The sequence below is a fragment of the Vibrio sp. YIC-376 genome (assembly GCF_052353105.1).
Lineage (GTDB): Bacteria > Pseudomonadota > Gammaproteobacteria > Enterobacterales > Vibrionaceae > Vibrio.
The window spans coordinates 246,223-260,420 of record NZ_JBBWFK010000008.1 but is presented as its reverse complement, the minus strand read 5'-3'; the positions used below and the strand labels follow the sequence as shown (position 1 = coordinate 260,420).

The following is a 14,198-nucleotide window of genomic DNA, read 5'->3' as shown; positions in this document are numbered from 1 at the left end:
TGTTTTATCTTGTCAATATGTTCAGACCGAGTGATTCTCGCTGAATCAAGCGAAGAGCACTGGAAAAATTTGCGATTAGAAAATGGTATACACACAAAAGGGCGAATACTCGCCCTTTTGTTTGCTGTCACTCATTCGAATAGTCATAGACTTTTAGTTATCAGCGATTTTTAACAGATACCAATTTAGGTCAGTATCAATTAAGCCACGCGTGATTCAGTGGACATTAATGCATCCTGATAGCGTTGAATGTGTTCAACAATCGGTGCTGCTTTATTATGGATGCGGATTTCACGAAACAACTCATTCGCCTCTGGGTAAGACTGGCGCAAATAAGAGAACCACTGTTTAACCCGATTAGGGTAGTACAATCCTTTGTCACCTTTCATCTCGAATTTAGAGTAGTAAATCAGTAATTCAACGACTTCTGGCCACGACATCGGCTGGTGGTTGTGTTTTACCATATTACCCAAATTGGGAATGTTGAATGCGCCGCGACAGACCATCAAAGAATCAGCACCAGTCGTTTCAATACAACGTTGGCCGTCTTCATAATTCCAGATCTCACCATTTGCAATCAAAGGGATGGTGAAGCGTTCGCGGATTTTAGTGATGTATTCCCATTTGATTTCTGACGCCTTGTACCCGCCTTGCTTTGTTCGGGCATGAACGGTCAATTCGTCTGCACCAGCGGATTGGATCGCATCCACAATTTCAAAACAGTCTTCAGGGTTTTCCCAGCCCAGACGGATTTTTGCACTCACCGGAATCTCTTCAGGCACTGCTTCGCGACACGCTTTGACGACTTGGTGGATCAACTCTGGATGTTGAAGTAGGGCCGCACCACCTTTACTTTTGTTGACCAGTTTAGCAGGGCAACCAAAATTGATGTCTATGCCTCGGGCACCAAGCTCAGCGGCTCTAATAGCGTTTTCCGCCATCCATTTAGGATCTTGACCAAGCAGTTGAACATGTACAGGCACACCAGATGCGGTTTGAGAATCTTGTAAAAGCTCGGGACACAAACGATGGAACACGTGATCTGGAAGTAACTGATCGATCACTCGAACGAACTCAGTCACACAGAGATCATAGTCGTTTATTTCGGTCAAAATTTGGCGCATTAAATGATCTAAAACGCCTTCCATTGGGCCTAATACAACTCGCATAGTTTGCCTAATACAGTTTGGAGATAAAAGGAGGGCGATTGTAGCGATGTAAAGCTACTTTGTCATTAAAAGACTCGGCGAGATCAAAATGCTCAACCATATATCCTAAGGTTACTTGGGGTTGATCTCTGGGGTATAATGCCGGCAAATTTATGGGAAACCAGATGTCATGCAATATACATTGATCGAAAAAGGTGAAGTATCGTTAGAGGAATCTTCACTGTTTATTGAAGGGGCTGTTTTAGCCGCTAACTTAACAACCAAGCCATTGGCTCCAGAAGCTTGGTTAGAGCCACTGTTAGGTGAAGACTATAAAGCGATTCAACCTGCTGTTGAAGAGCAAATTCACAAGCAGCACAATCGAATTCTAAGAAACGAGTATTCAGTGCTAGAAATAACAAACAAAGACCCAGAGCAGCTAGCAGACTTTGCTGAAGGCTTCATGTCGGTTTGGCCATTGATTGAAGAGCAGTGGCAAGGTACAGAACTCAACGATGGCTTACAACGTATGCTGCAAGGTCTGCTAACGACAATGATGCTAGCGATCGATGAAGACACGACTCAACAGCATATGTGTGATGCTGGCATTGAAACTCCTCCTGCACTGAACGATCTGATTGAACAACTCGATTTAATGGTAGGTGAAGTGGCATTAGGTGCTGACGAACTGATGGTTGGCAATAAGTCCCAAAGCTTGAACCCTTTCAAAGGAGTGGGGAGAAATGATCCTTGTCCATGTGAGAGTGGGAAAAAGTTCAAACAGTGCTGTGGTAAATAATTTTCGTTAGTTACGTTCTAACGTAGTAATGACAAAACGCCGACCATTTGGTCGGCGTTTTGTACTTGTTTTAACGAATCGGGTTCTTACGTCTTGGCGGGAAAAATTGAGCAATCACAACAAGTGCGATAAAGACCAAATTAGCTGCAAATATAACGGCTAACCACTGTGGCATTGATAAGCTAAAGAATTGCCATACTATCTTCGAGCAATCACCATAGGCTTCGAACATCCAAGGAGCCCATTGATTTAGTGGTGCCCAACTAGGGAAGGTTACAAACAGATCACAGGTTGCAAATGGCGATGGATTGAACTGATAATCTACGTGTTGCAACGCCAGCATCAGACCTTTATACGCACTTAGCCCCCATGCTATCAGACCCAGCCATCGGAACAGCGGATTACTCGGAGAGATAAATCCGATAATCGCAGCCGCACCTATTCCCAACATTGCCACTCGTTCATAAATACACATCACACATGGTGCCAGCATCATGACATGTTGGAAGTAGAGGGCACAGGCTTCAAAGAAGATGATAAACAAGAGAAGAAGTAGCCAAGATACGCGTCCCTTGGAAAATTGGTTTAGTGATCTAAAAATATTCACGGTTTCAATCCTGTCTGAAAATATAAAAAGCTCTGAATACTCAGAGCTTTTTATCGTGTATCAGTTTCTTTATCAACTCAAATTTTAGTGTCCAGCAGAAACTACTGGGGTCAAATCACCACTATGTAGAGTGATCCAACCTGCGTCATAGAAAGAAGCTGTCGCTGGTTCCAAGAAGAACATGATCCCCATTAGACCAACAATCGCTAGCACAACGGTGTACGGCAGTGCCATGATCACCATTCGACCGTAAGAAAGACGAATTAACGGTGCTAGTGCAGATGTTAGTAGGAATAGGAACGCTGCCTGACCGTTTGGCGTTGCTACTGAAGGTAAGTTAGTACCGGTGTTGATAGCAACTGCTAGTAAGTCGAACTGTTCACGAGTGATCAAACCTTCAATTAGGGCTGTTTTCACTTCGTTAATGTAAACCGTACCAACAAACACGTTGTCTGAAACCATGGATAACAAGCCGTTTGCGACGTAGAACAGGGCTAGCTGAGTGCTTTTATCTTCTACTGCCAGTACAGCATCTATTACCGGTTTAAATAGTTCTTGATCGATGATTACAGCTACGACAGAGAAGAACACCGCAAGTAGTGCAGTAAATGGTAGAGCTTCTTCAAACGCTTTACCCATTGAGTGTTCATCAATAACACCGGTAAATGCCGTTGCAAGGATAATAACGGAAAGACCTATCAGACCAACAGCCGCCAAGTGCAGTGCGAGCGCAACAATTAGCCATACTGCGATAAATCCCTGAATCCAAAGCTTGGCAACATCTTGATTGGTACGTGTTTTACGCTCTTCGCGGTCATAGTCCACGAGAATTTGGCGAACGTTGTTTGGTAGTCGTGAACCGTAACCAAATACTTTTAGCTTTTCTACTAGCGCACAAGTAATGAGACCACAGAACAGTACTGGTAACGTGACTGGCGACATACGAATTAGGAATTCTCCAAAATACCAACCTGCCTGATCCGCAATGATAAGGTTTTGAGGTTCACCAACCATTGTTGTTACACCACCAAGTGCAGTACCCACTCCAGCATGCATCAGTAATGAACGTAAGAATGCGCGGTAATTTTCCAAGTCATCACGAGTTAGTTCGGTGATGGTGTCATCTTGTGTGTGGTCATGGTCACCGATAGGGTTGCCTGACGCAACTTTGTGGTAAATCGAGTAGAAGCCCACTGCTACGCTGATAACTACAGCAATAACCGTCAGTGCATCCAAGAATGCGGATAAAAAGGCCGCCGCAAAACAGAATGCAAGTGACAGCAGCGTTTTTGAACGAATGCCTAGCAATATTTTGGTAAAAATGAACAGCAGAAGATGTTTCATGAAGTAGATGCCAGCAACCATGAATATTAAAAGTAGCAACACTTCAATATTCGCCACTAACTCATGCTTCACTTGTGCAGGGCTGGTCATCCCAATTGCAATGGCTTCTATTGCAAGTAAACCACCTGGCTGTAATGGGTAGCATTTTAACGCCATTGCCAGCGTGAAAATAAATTCAGCGACCAACAACCATCCAGCAACAAATGGACTTATAAAAAAGAAAATAATTGGGTTAATTATTAAGAAGGCTATAATGGCAACTTTGTACCAATCAGGCGCTTTACCTAGAAAATTCTTGATAAAAGCGTTTCCGAGCGAAATCGGCATGATGAATCTCTTTATAATAAGTTTATGAATAGACACTACAAAATGGTGCGTAAATATCTGTTTAGTAGACTTATTAGCTAGCCTTTTTAAACAATAACTTAGTAAAACAACAATCCTTTGCTTTAGCGTAGTATTGCCAAGTTATTTCCTTGAACTTAAGCACCGCTCATTTTCTTCGATCGCAAACTTTACACTCAGGTTTTTATTAGTCAATAACACAGCGAGTTGCTTCCGATGGAAACAACTTTTTTATTGTAATAACGCGATCGAATAGGCGTTATTATATCATGAAAGTTTCAAAAAACTCCTTTTGGGGCTCTAAATGATAATAAGTTACATGAAAAGATAATATATCTGAGATTTTAATTGAGTGAACATAAATTAATTTTCCATATTTTGAATATAAAAGTGTGACCTAGTTGTCGTTATTATTTCTTAAGTTATGGCTGGTACTCTGTCAATGGAATATTGTTTTTACTAGTTTGGACGAGTTTATGGGTGACTCAAGGTTGAGATCACAACTAGAGTTAATGCACTACTTAAGGTGCATTTCAATTGTTGATCGTTAGTTTTATCAAATCGCTAACTAGTGGTATGATGAGTGGCATCGACCCCAAAAATCAATATTGGATAAAACGTAGAATGGTCATAAAGGCGAAAAGCCCTGCAGGATTTGCAGAAAAGTACATTATCGAGAGCATTTGGAACGGCCGTTTTCCTCCTGGCTCAATTTTACCTGCTGAGCGTGAACTATCTGAGCTGATTGGTGTTACTCGAACAACGCTCCGAGAGGTTCTTCAACGCCTTGCTCGTGATGGATGGTTGACAATCCAACACGGTAAGCCAACAAAAGTAAACCAGTTTATGGAGACTTCAGGCCTGCATATTTTGGATACTCTAATGACGTTGGATGTGGATAATGCAACGAACATTGTAGAAGACTTGCTGGCAGCGCGTACTAACATCAGCCCAATTTTTATGCGTTATGCGTTCAAGGTGAATAAAGAAAGTTCTGAGCGGACGATTAAGAATGTTATCGAGTCTTGTGAAGCACTAATGGATGCTTCTTCCTGGGATGAGTTTATCGCTTCATCGCCGTACGCAGACAAAGTTCTACAAAGTGTCAAAGAAGAGAACGAAAAAGACGAAGCGAAGCGTCAAGAAATTTTGATCGCAAAAACGTTTAACTTTTACGATTACATGCTTTTCCAACGCTTAGCATTCCATTCGGGTAATCAGATTTACGGTCTTATTTTTAATGGCCTGAAGAAGTTGTATGACCGTGTTGGTAGTTACTACTTCTCGAATTCAGCTTCTCGTGAACTGGCGTTAAAGTTCTACCGTCAACTTCTGGAAACTTGTGAAGGTGCGAAACATGACCAGCTTCCTGTGGTGATTCGTCACTACGGTATAGAAAGTGCGCTAATCTGGAATGAGATGAAGAAACAACTGCCAACTAATTTCACTGAAGATGACAGCTAATATTAGTTCTGATATAGCTCATTCATGGAATTAAAAAACCGCAGATGGAAAGTCTGCGGTTTTTTATTCTCAATCTTAAAATTTAAGATTGCTTATTGTCTGCCGAGTTCATGCTAATGCGAGTCTGGGTAACGGTAAGTAAAGCGTTTCAACGATAGTAGAAAGTACGTGATCGTAAGTGTTAAAAATAGTCAGAGACAGGTCTGAAGTAATATCGTAGAGCTGCTCTTCGGTTAGCCCTGTGACCCTACCTTCTACATAATCGTGTAACGATTGTATTGCACGAACAGCTACTGGTGATGCAATAGTCAGTGGCGCAATCACTGCCAATTGATTCACTCTACGTAGCATAACAGAGGCGATTTTCTTTAAGCGCTCATTTTCTGCCTGATCATCGAAGTCCCTGATGCTGATACGTAATTGAGTTAAGGTCTCTAAATTATCTATGATGCTTTGCCAGCTAATATGATACTCGTCATGCAGTTCGTCGCGTTGCTCTACTGCTAACCAAGCTATAGTGACTTCATCCATCAGGAACAAGCAATGTCGAATTAACTTACCATGTTCCATCTGATTTCTAGCGACATTATAGTCTTGCCATTGCTCCAACATCTGGCCAATTTTGATCTGCAAAACGCGATACATGGGTTTACTGTCGAAGCGAGATGACTCCAACAAAAGATGCAGCTTTTGGTTCAATTCCTGATTGAGTTCCTTTATTTCTTGTTCTTTGTTTTTTTGGAATTGAATAGAGTAGTGTGTCGCTGCACGGTGGCGACGAAGTAGGTGTACGATATCACGCAGTAGAGTGAGTAGCTGATATTTACTCGCGTGTTGTTGCTCGCGTTTAGCTGATAGGTGGTAAATGCCCGCGAGAATTGCAACCGAAAGTAATGTCGAAATCAAAACAAACATAACTAACTCCTTGTTAGTCTTAAGCCCTAGCAAAGGTAGTCATGCAAGAATTATTCCCAGCCATATTTCGATATAAACAAAGTATTATCAAGGTTTTATGAAGAAATAATGGATAAGTTGCTCATTGTTGGTGCGATAAATGCACAATAATGTGAAAGTGATCAAAAAATCCCCGCCTTTTTGGTGGGGATTTTGTGAAGTGAGTCTAAATTTAATTGACTACATTACGCGCATGCCAGGTTGAGCACCTTCGTGTGGTTCAAGGATCCACAAATCACTGCCACCAGGGCCAGCTGCTAGGATCATGCCTTCAGACATACCAAACTTCATCTTGCGAGGCTTAAGGTTTGCAACCATTACAGTTAGTTTACCCTCTAGCTCTTCTGGTTTGTAAGCTGACTTAATACCAGAGAATACTTGACGAGTCTCGCCACCGATATCCAATTGGAACTTAAGCAGTTTGTCTGCTTTTGGTACTTCTTCACAAGAAATGATACGCGCAATTCGTAAATCAACCTGAGCAAAGGTATCGAATTCGATCTCGTCTGCAATCGGGTCTTTGCTTAGCTCTGTTTCAGCTTCTTTAGAAGAATTAGCTTCGGCTTGTTTTTTCGCTGCCATTTCAGCTGCAGCGTCTTCTTTTGAAGCTTCGATCATTGCTTCGATGTTCTTAGGATCGATACGGTTGAATAGCGCTTTGAACTTAGTGATTTCATGGCCAGTAAGTGGTGCAGCAATGCCTTCCCAAGTCAGTTGTTGGTTTAGGAAAGCTTCAGTACGCGCAGCAAGTGCTGGCATTACTGGTTTCAGGTAAGTCATCAGAACGCGGAACAGGTTGATACCCACAGAGCAGATTTCTTGTAGTTCCTGATCTTTGCCGTCTTCTTTTGCTACAACCCAAGGCGCTTTTTCATCAACGTATTGGTTCGCTTTGTCCGCTAGTGCTGTGATTTCACGGATAGCACGGCCAAATTCGCGAGTTTCGTATAGTTCTGCAATGCGGTCTGCTGCTGCAGCAAACTCGTTGTACAACTCAGGCTCTGCGAAGTTGTCAGACAGCTTGCCATCGAAACGTTTAGCGATAAAGCCAGCGTTACGAGATGCCAGGTTAACGATCTTGTTCACTACGTCAGCGTTTACGCGCTGTGTGAAGTCTTCAAGGTTAAGATCCAGGTCATCAATGCGGCTATTTAGCTTCGCGGCATAGTAGTAACGCAGACACTCTGGGTCTAGGTGATCTAGGTAAGTGCTTGCTTTTACGAACGTACCCTTAGACTTAGACATTTTTGCGCCATTAACCGTTACGTAGCCGTGTACGAATACGTTGTTTGGTTTACGGAAACCAGATCCTTCCAACATTGCAGGCCAGAATAGGCTGTGGAAGTAAACAATGTCCTTACCAATGAAGTGGTAAAGCTCTGCTGAGCTGTCTTTTTTCCAGTACTCGTCGAAATCTAGGTCGTCACGTTTGTTACATAGGTTCTTGAACGAGCCCATGTAGCCGATAGGTGCGTCTAGCCATACATAGAAGAACTTGTCTTTTTCACCTGGGATTTCAAAGCCGAAGTATGGTGCATCACGTGAGATATCCCATTGTTGCAGGCCAGATTCGAACCACTCTTGCATCTTGTTTGCAGTTTCAGCTTGTAGAGAGCCAGAACGAGTCCACTCTTTTAGCATGCTCTCAAACTGAGGCAGGTCAAAGAAGAAGTGCTCAGAATCTTTCATTACCGGCGTCGCACCAGAGACTGCCGATTTTGGATTGATAAGTTCTGTTGGGCTGTAAGTCTCACCACAGTTATCACAGTTGTCGCCGTACTGATCTTCAGACTTACACTTAGGACATGTACCTTTTACGAAACGATCCGGTAGGAACATTTCTTTTTCAGGGTCGAACAACTGGGAAATAGTGCGGCTAGAGATAAAGCCGTTTTTCTTAAGTTCCAGGTAGATGTGTGAAGCGAGTTCGCGGTTCTCTTCTGAATGCGTGCTGTGGTAGTTATCAAAGCTGATATCAAAGCCAGCAAAGTCTTTTTGGTGCTCTTCGCTAACGACGGCAATCATTTCTTCAGGAGTCATACCCATCTGTTGCGCTTTAAGCATGATTGGCGTGCCGTGAGCATCGTCAGCACAGATGAAGTTTACAGTGTTGCCTCGTAGGCGTTGGTAACGAACCCAAATGTCCGCTTGGATATGCTCAAGCATATGGCCAAGGTGGATCGAACCGTTAGCGTACGGAAGGGCACAAGTTACCAGCATTTTTCTTGAAGAAAGAGGTCTTGGATCGTTTGCCATACTTAATATTCGCTTTTCTTGGTAGGTATAAAAATTTTTGATGGATAATACTACCCCATGAGCTCACTAACTCCAAGGTGTCAAACTATGGAATGCCTTAGTTTTTTTGGGGTTCTGATTCCGATAGGTCAGTGGTAGCATGGTACCCAACAAGGAGGGCGTATGCATCAGTTCACTTCAAAACAAGATTTTTGTCATTGGTTTAACCAGTTCCAGCATCCGCAATTGGTGGAAAGTTGGGCCGATATTAACGGCGTGGTCGCCATCACCGCTCAGGGTGAGGTAAAAATTACCTTACCGTTTGCTAGTAATGAACTCCAGACTTTTTTATATGACTGGATCAAACAGCAGCAAACCTCAGGTGTGGTGCCTGATTTCCCATTCCAAATCGAGCAGAACGTCAAAGCACTGGAAACGCATGTTGCCAACAGTGTTAAAGGCGTAAAGAACATCATCGCAGTGAGTTCAGCTAAAGGCGGGGTCGGTAAATCAACCACTGCTGTAAACTTGGCGCTGGCCATTGCTCAATCGGGAGCAAAAGTGGGACTACTGGATGCCGACATTTACGGTCCTTCGGTTCCTATGATGCTTGGTCAGGAAGATGCCAAACCAGAAGTTCGCGATTCTAAATGGATGGAGCCTATTTTCGCCCACGGGATCTATACTCATTCTATCGGTTATCTGGTTGATAAGTCGGAAGCTGCAATTTGGCGTGGTCCTATGGCCTCAAAAGCGTTGTCTCAGCTGTTAACTGAAACGGATTGGCCTGAACTGGATTACCTGGTAATAGACATGCCACCAGGTACAGGGGATATCCAATTAACATTGTCACAACAGATCCCTGTTACCGGAACGGTATTGGTAACCACACCACAAGACTTGGCGCTGGCAGACGCGCGTAAGGGCGCAACAATGTTTAATAAAGTTAATGTGCCAGTAGTCGGTGTGGTTGAAAATATGAGCTATCACATCTGTAGTCAATGTGGAGCGACAGAGCACATCTTCGGTATGGGTGGTGCAGAGAAAATGTGTCAGGAGTTTGGTTTGGCTCTGTTAGGGCAAATTCCACTACATATTTCAATGCGTGAAGACATTGATGCCGGGATTCCAACAGTAGCAAGAAGACCGGAAAGTGAACATGCAGGCTATTATAAACAGCTAGCGGATCGCGTTTGTAGCATGATGTTTTGGCAAGGCAAAGCCAAACCAGATGCAATCAGTTTTACAATGGTGAACTAACTCGTAACTGTATTTGTTAATAGTGATGGTTGAAAGTTGCACATTTTAACGTTTGCTCGGAGGTTAATCCTCCGGGTGGTTAGAAACTTACAACTAAACTCTAATTCCAGCTAGTAACTAAGTGGTGAACTCCCTATAATCAGGCGGTTTATCTTTTTACGTCACTAGAAATCATCATCGGGTGCAAATTCATGTCTGATAATAATCATTGCGTCATCGTAGGTATTGCTGGCGCTTCTGCTTCGGGAAAAAGTTTGATCGCGAGCACAATCTACAATGAGCTTCGCGAGAAAGTAGGCGATCATCAAATCGGTGTTATCACGGAAGATTGCTACTACAACGACCAAAGCCACCTAAGCATGGACGAGCGAGTAAAGACTAACTACGATCACCCGAGTGCGTTAGATCACGATCTGCTTTGTGAGCACCTTGAGAAACTGGTACGTGGCGAAGCGGTAGAAGTACCGGAGTACAGTTACACTGAACACACAAGAACAACTCACACGACTACAATGACCCCTAAAAAGGTAATTATTTTAGAGGGCATCCTTCTTCTTACTGACCCGCGCTTACGTGACATAATGCACGCAACGGTATTTATGGACACGCCATTAGATATTTGTCTGCTTCGCCGTGTGAAACGCGATGTTGAAGAGCGTGGTCGCACAATGGAATCAGTACTGAAGCAATATCAACAAACAGTGCGTCCGATGTTCATGCAGTTTATCGAACCTTCTAAACAATATGCGGATATCATTGTTCCTCGCGGCGGTAAAAACCGTATCGCAATTGATGTACTGAAAGCTCACATTGCAAGACTTTTGAAAGCTTAAGTCTATAAACGACTATATTGCTTTATTTTTGTTAAAAGAAGTGGCACTTTAGGTGTCACTTCTTTTTTTTGTTTTTAAATTAGTCAGTTGTAATACAAAAAAGGATGATTTTCACGCTTTGACGGAACTGTCAGCGGTAGAGCAAATCAACTATTATAATTTTAAAAACACACGAGCAAGGAAAAACAAATGAAGAAACTGCTCTTAATTGTCGCAATACCCGTTGTTTTAGTTGTTGGGGCGATTCTAGCTTTAACCATTTTCGTAAATCCCAATCAATTCAAGCCGCTCATTGTGGAACAAACACAAAAACAAACAGGTCTGGAACTCGTCATTGAAGGGGATCTAAGTTGGCAATTTTTCCCATCCATTGGCCTTGAACTGGGTCGAACTGAGCTAAGAAATCCTCAAGGTTTTAGTCAACCAAATCTATTTAAAGTCGAAACAGTAAGTGTTGATGTCTCCGTTACTCCTCTGCTGCGTAAGCAGTTGGAAATCGGTAATGTCACACTTGATGGCGCTGAGTTTTATCTCGAAACTAAGCAAGATGGCAGCAAAAATATTGACGCCCTGACGACGGCGCAGCAATCACAACAAGCGGATGTTACTGAACAAGAGAAAAGTGCCGAAACGCAAGAGTCTGGTTCTGACTGGACTATCAATCTTGCAGGTATAACAGTATCTAATGGCTCTCTTGAAATACAGGATAAACAGGCGGACAGTTACACAAAGCTTTACGATATTTCACTCAACCTTTCTGAATTTGCCTTTGATAGCTGGACTACAGCTGAATTTGGTGTGAAAGGAGAAATGAATGATCAGAAGTTTACCGCACAAGGAAAAGCGGACTTCCAACTGGCTAAAGGCCTTGCTAGTTACGCACTAAAGAACATCAACGTTGATGCGACCTATGCTGATCCTAATAACAATTTTGAGTCTGCCAACATTAGTTTGGACACTTTTGAGTTCGATAAAGTAAACAACTTGAGCTATGCCCTGAAAGGCAGTGCTACTGATATGAAATTGGACATGCAAGGTGGTGGCAAGCTAAGTATCGATAAAGCAATCACCAAAGTGCAGCTAGACAAACTATCTCTACAATCAACATTTGAAGGCGATGCTCTGCCTCAATCGCCGATGAAAGTAGATATGGTGTCAGATTTGTCTTTTGATTTAAGCAAAAGTCATTTGAGCTTTGTGTTGGAGAAGTTAACGGCAAATGCTATCGAGCTTGAAGGGAAAGCTGATGTTACTTTAGGTGATATACCGAAGGTGCGTTTTGCTCTGCATAGCCCAAACATCGATTTAGATGATTTCCTTGGTCTAAACCAACAAGCTGGTGGTGACAAATCAACATCAAGCAGTGAAAGCAAATCTACGGAACCGGAAGTAGAGCCTGATTTGTCTGCGCTTAACACGCTGGATGTCAAAGGTGACATCACTATCGATAAGTTCAAAGCCGCTAACGCAAAAATGGAAGCGGTGAAAGCAAGCTTTACTATCAATCGTGGCGTGTTTGATCTAACTTCGTTCAGTTCACAGCTATACCAAGGCACGATCAGCGCAAAAGCGAAACTAGACGCACGTAAGTCACCAGCAACTTACAGCGTGCAAAACACGATTAAAGGGGTGAGTGTTCAGCCACTGCTTATTGATGTTGCCGACAATGATAAGTTGGAAGGTACCGGTAACATTGGCATTAATGTCCAAGGCAGCAGCCTGACACCAACAGGGATCAAAAAGAATCTTGCGGGTACTGTTGATATCAACTTCGCCGATGGTGCGGTCAATGGCATCAACGTTGCGCAGTTAATACGTGAAAACTACGCAAAATTCAAAGGTCAGACGGTTGAAGGTACCACTGAAGCTAAGAAAACGGACTTTAGTTCGATGACGGCGACGTTGAAGCTGAATAAGGGTGTGGTAACGACAGATAATATGCAGGCACAGTCACCGCTGCTGCGTGTGCGTGGTAAAGGCCAAGCAAACTATATCAACGAGACAGTCGACTTCACCATCAGCACCTCTATTGTAGGTACATTAGAGGGACAGGGCGGTAAGAATATTGATGAGCTCAAAGACATTACGATTCCAATCAATGTCTCTGGTAACTGGGCAGATCCGAAATTCAAATTGGTATTCGATGATATCCTAAAACAAAAAGCGCAGAAAGAAATTGACCGCGGCGTAGAGAAGATAACGGATAAGATCAAAGACGAGAAAACCAAAGAAGCAGTAGACGGTTTACTTAAAGGGCTGTTTAACTAACTATATAGAGGTCCTAGGTCCTAGGTCCTAGGTCCTAGGTTCTAGGGCCTAGGAAAATATTATTTGGATCACGGATTACAGATTACGGACTAAATATCTATTCCTGTATTCTGTAATCCGTATTCCAAAACAACGAATACAAATGCTAATGAAAGATACAACGGAGTCATGGGTGAACACACCTAGGATCTAGGACCTTTTTCACCTAGGACCTAGATTACTACCAATCCACACCTTTTAATGCTTTCACGCCAGACTCAAAAGCATGTTTGACGTTCTTCACCTCTGACACAGTGTCAGCCATTTCAATCAGGGTACGATGTGCGCCACGGCCTGTAATGACGACGGATTGCATCTTAGGGCGATTATTTAGCGCTTCTACGACTTCATCTAAATCGATGTAACCATAGCTCACCATGTAAGTCAGTTCATCAAACAAAACAACGTCGAGAGACTCGTCTTGCAGCATGCGTTTACATTCTTGCCAGACCAATTGTGCTGCTGCTGTATCTGCCGCTTTGTTTTGTGTCTCCCAAGTAAAACCAGTTGCCATGACTTGGAATTCAACACCCAACTTCTCTAGTAGGTTGCGCTCCCCGTTATCCCACGTGCCTTTGATGAATTGAGCAACTGCACAGTTCAATCCATGCCCGACAGCACGCGCGATGGTACCAAAACCAGAGGTTGATTTACCTTTGCCATTTCCGGTAATAATGAGCAAAAGACCTTTTTCTTCCTGGGCTGCTGCGATTTTTGCGTCCACCTGTTCTTTTACTTTTTGCTGACGAGCCTTATGGCGAGCTTCTTTGTTTTCTTCGATAGACATAATGGTATCTTAATTCCTTTTTGTTCCGCCCCGAACATGAGTATGAGCTTGGGTTAGTCATTTTATCCCGCTATGATAGACCAAGTGCCTATGAAGAAAAACCATCGGAATATCA

General features: G+C 43.0%; 11 protein-coding genes. 5 read left to right on the top strand and 6 right to left on the bottom strand.

The genetic code is table 11. From position 1 onward, the window contains the following. Positions 1–200: 200 nt before the first annotated feature. Positions 201–1,169, bottom strand: a complete 969-nt coding sequence (dusC, locus tag WJM94_RS16700; protein WP_444495320.1) for a tRNA dihydrouridine(16) synthase DusC — start codon at positions 1,167–1,169, stop codon at positions 201–203. Positions 1,170–1,338: 169 nt separating this feature from the next. Here dusC and WJM94_RS16695 point away from each other — a divergent pair, with 169 nt between their 5' ends. After that, complete coding sequence (locus WJM94_RS16695) at positions 1,339–1,947, top strand: SEC-C metal-binding domain-containing protein (RefSeq protein ID WP_444495319.1); 609 nt, start codon at positions 1,339–1,341, stop codon at positions 1,945–1,947. 70 nt (positions 1,948–2,017) lie between these two features. Here WJM94_RS16695 and dsbB read toward each other — a convergent pair whose 3' ends face one another. Both dsbB and nhaB read right to left on the bottom strand, forming a co-directional pair. After that, on the bottom strand, positions 2,018–2,554 hold the full coding sequence (dsbB, locus tag WJM94_RS16690) for a disulfide bond formation protein DsbB (RefSeq protein WP_444495317.1): 537 nt from the start codon (positions 2,552–2,554) through the stop codon (positions 2,018–2,020). Between the two features lie 84 nt (positions 2,555–2,638). Further along, positions 2,639–4,225, bottom strand: coding sequence for a Na(+)/H(+) antiporter NhaB (nhaB, locus tag WJM94_RS16685; protein WP_444495316.1), 1,587 nt, complete (start codon positions 4,223–4,225; stop codon positions 2,639–2,641). Positions 4,226–4,867: 642 nt separating this feature from the next. Here nhaB and fadR point away from each other — a divergent pair. After that, positions 4,868–5,707: a fatty acid metabolism transcriptional regulator FadR gene (gene fadR / locus WJM94_RS16680; RefSeq protein WP_444495315.1), complete on the top strand. Its 840-nt coding sequence runs from the start codon at positions 4,868–4,870 to the stop codon at positions 5,705–5,707. A gap of 108 nt (positions 5,708–5,815) precedes the next feature. On the opposite strand, the gene WJM94_RS16675 is transcribed toward fadR, so the two are convergent. After that, complete coding sequence (locus WJM94_RS16675; protein ID WP_444495314.1) at positions 5,816–6,622, bottom strand: hypothetical protein; 807 nt, start codon at positions 6,620–6,622, stop codon at positions 5,816–5,818. 219 nt (positions 6,623–6,841) lie between these two features. Continuing rightward, positions 6,842–8,917, bottom strand: coding sequence for a methionine--tRNA ligase (metG, locus tag WJM94_RS16670; protein ID WP_444495313.1), 2,076 nt, complete (start codon positions 8,915–8,917; stop codon positions 6,842–6,844). Between the two features lie 162 nt (positions 8,918–9,079). On the opposite strand from metG, the gene apbC reads away from it, so the two are divergent. The 3 genes from apbC (at position 9,080) to WJM94_RS16655 (ending at position 13,257) form a co-directional block, all read left to right on the top strand. Continuing rightward, positions 9,080–10,156, top strand: a complete 1,077-nt coding sequence (apbC, locus tag WJM94_RS16665) for an iron-sulfur cluster carrier protein ApbC (RefSeq protein ID WP_444495312.1) — start codon at positions 9,080–9,082, stop codon at positions 10,154–10,156. Positions 10,157–10,347: 191 nt separating this feature from the next. Beyond that, complete coding sequence (gene udk / locus WJM94_RS16660) at positions 10,348–10,989, top strand: uridine kinase (RefSeq protein WP_444495311.1); 642 nt, start codon at positions 10,348–10,350, stop codon at positions 10,987–10,989. 189 nt (positions 10,990–11,178) lie between these two features. Beyond that, positions 11,179–13,257, top strand: a complete 2,079-nt coding sequence (locus WJM94_RS16655) for an AsmA family protein (RefSeq protein WP_444495310.1) — start codon at positions 11,179–11,181, stop codon at positions 13,255–13,257. A 220-nt stretch (positions 13,258–13,477) separates the two neighbouring features. Here the strand turns inward: WJM94_RS16655 and cobO are convergent, their stop codons facing one another. Next, the gene (cobO, locus tag WJM94_RS16650; RefSeq protein WP_444495309.1) at positions 13,478–14,083 is read right to left on the bottom strand and encodes a cob(I)yrinic acid a,c-diamide adenosyltransferase; all 606 of its coding nucleotides are present in this window, start codon (positions 14,081–14,083) and stop codon (positions 13,478–13,480) included. Between the last annotated feature and the right edge of the window lie 115 nt (positions 14,084–14,198).

What these genes read in the sequence shown, in the direction of transcription:
- dusC (WP_444495320.1), bottom strand. Translation starts at nt 1,169, where the DNA reads ATGCGAGTTGTATTAGGCCCAATGGAAGGCGTTTTAGATCATTTAATG.
- WJM94_RS16695 (WP_444495319.1), top strand. Translation starts at nt 1,339, where the DNA reads ATGCAATATACATTGATCGAAAAAGGTGAAGTATCGTTAGAGGAATCT.
- nhaB (WP_444495316.1), bottom strand. Translation starts at nt 4,225, where the DNA reads ATGCCGATTTCGCTCGGAAACGCTTTTATCAAGAATTTTCTAGGTAAA.
- fadR (WP_444495315.1), top strand. Translation starts at nt 4,868, where the DNA reads ATGGTCATAAAGGCGAAAAGCCCTGCAGGATTTGCAGAAAAGTACATT.
- WJM94_RS16675 (WP_444495314.1), bottom strand. Translation starts at nt 6,622, where the DNA reads ATGTTTGTTTTGATTTCGACATTACTTTCGGTTGCAATTCTCGCGGGC.
- metG (WP_444495313.1), bottom strand. Translation starts at nt 8,917, where the DNA reads ATGGCAAACGATCCAAGACCTCTTTCTTCAAGAAAAATGCTGGTAACT.
- apbC (WP_444495312.1), top strand. Translation starts at nt 9,080, where the DNA reads ATGCATCAGTTCACTTCAAAACAAGATTTTTGTCATTGGTTTAACCAG.
- udk (WP_444495311.1), top strand. Translation starts at nt 10,348, where the DNA reads ATGTCTGATAATAATCATTGCGTCATCGTAGGTATTGCTGGCGCTTCT.
- WJM94_RS16655 (WP_444495310.1), top strand. Translation starts at nt 11,179, where the DNA reads ATGAAGAAACTGCTCTTAATTGTCGCAATACCCGTTGTTTTAGTTGTT.
- cobO (WP_444495309.1), bottom strand. Translation starts at nt 14,083, where the DNA reads ATGTCTATCGAAGAAAACAAAGAAGCTCGCCATAAGGCTCGTCAGCAA.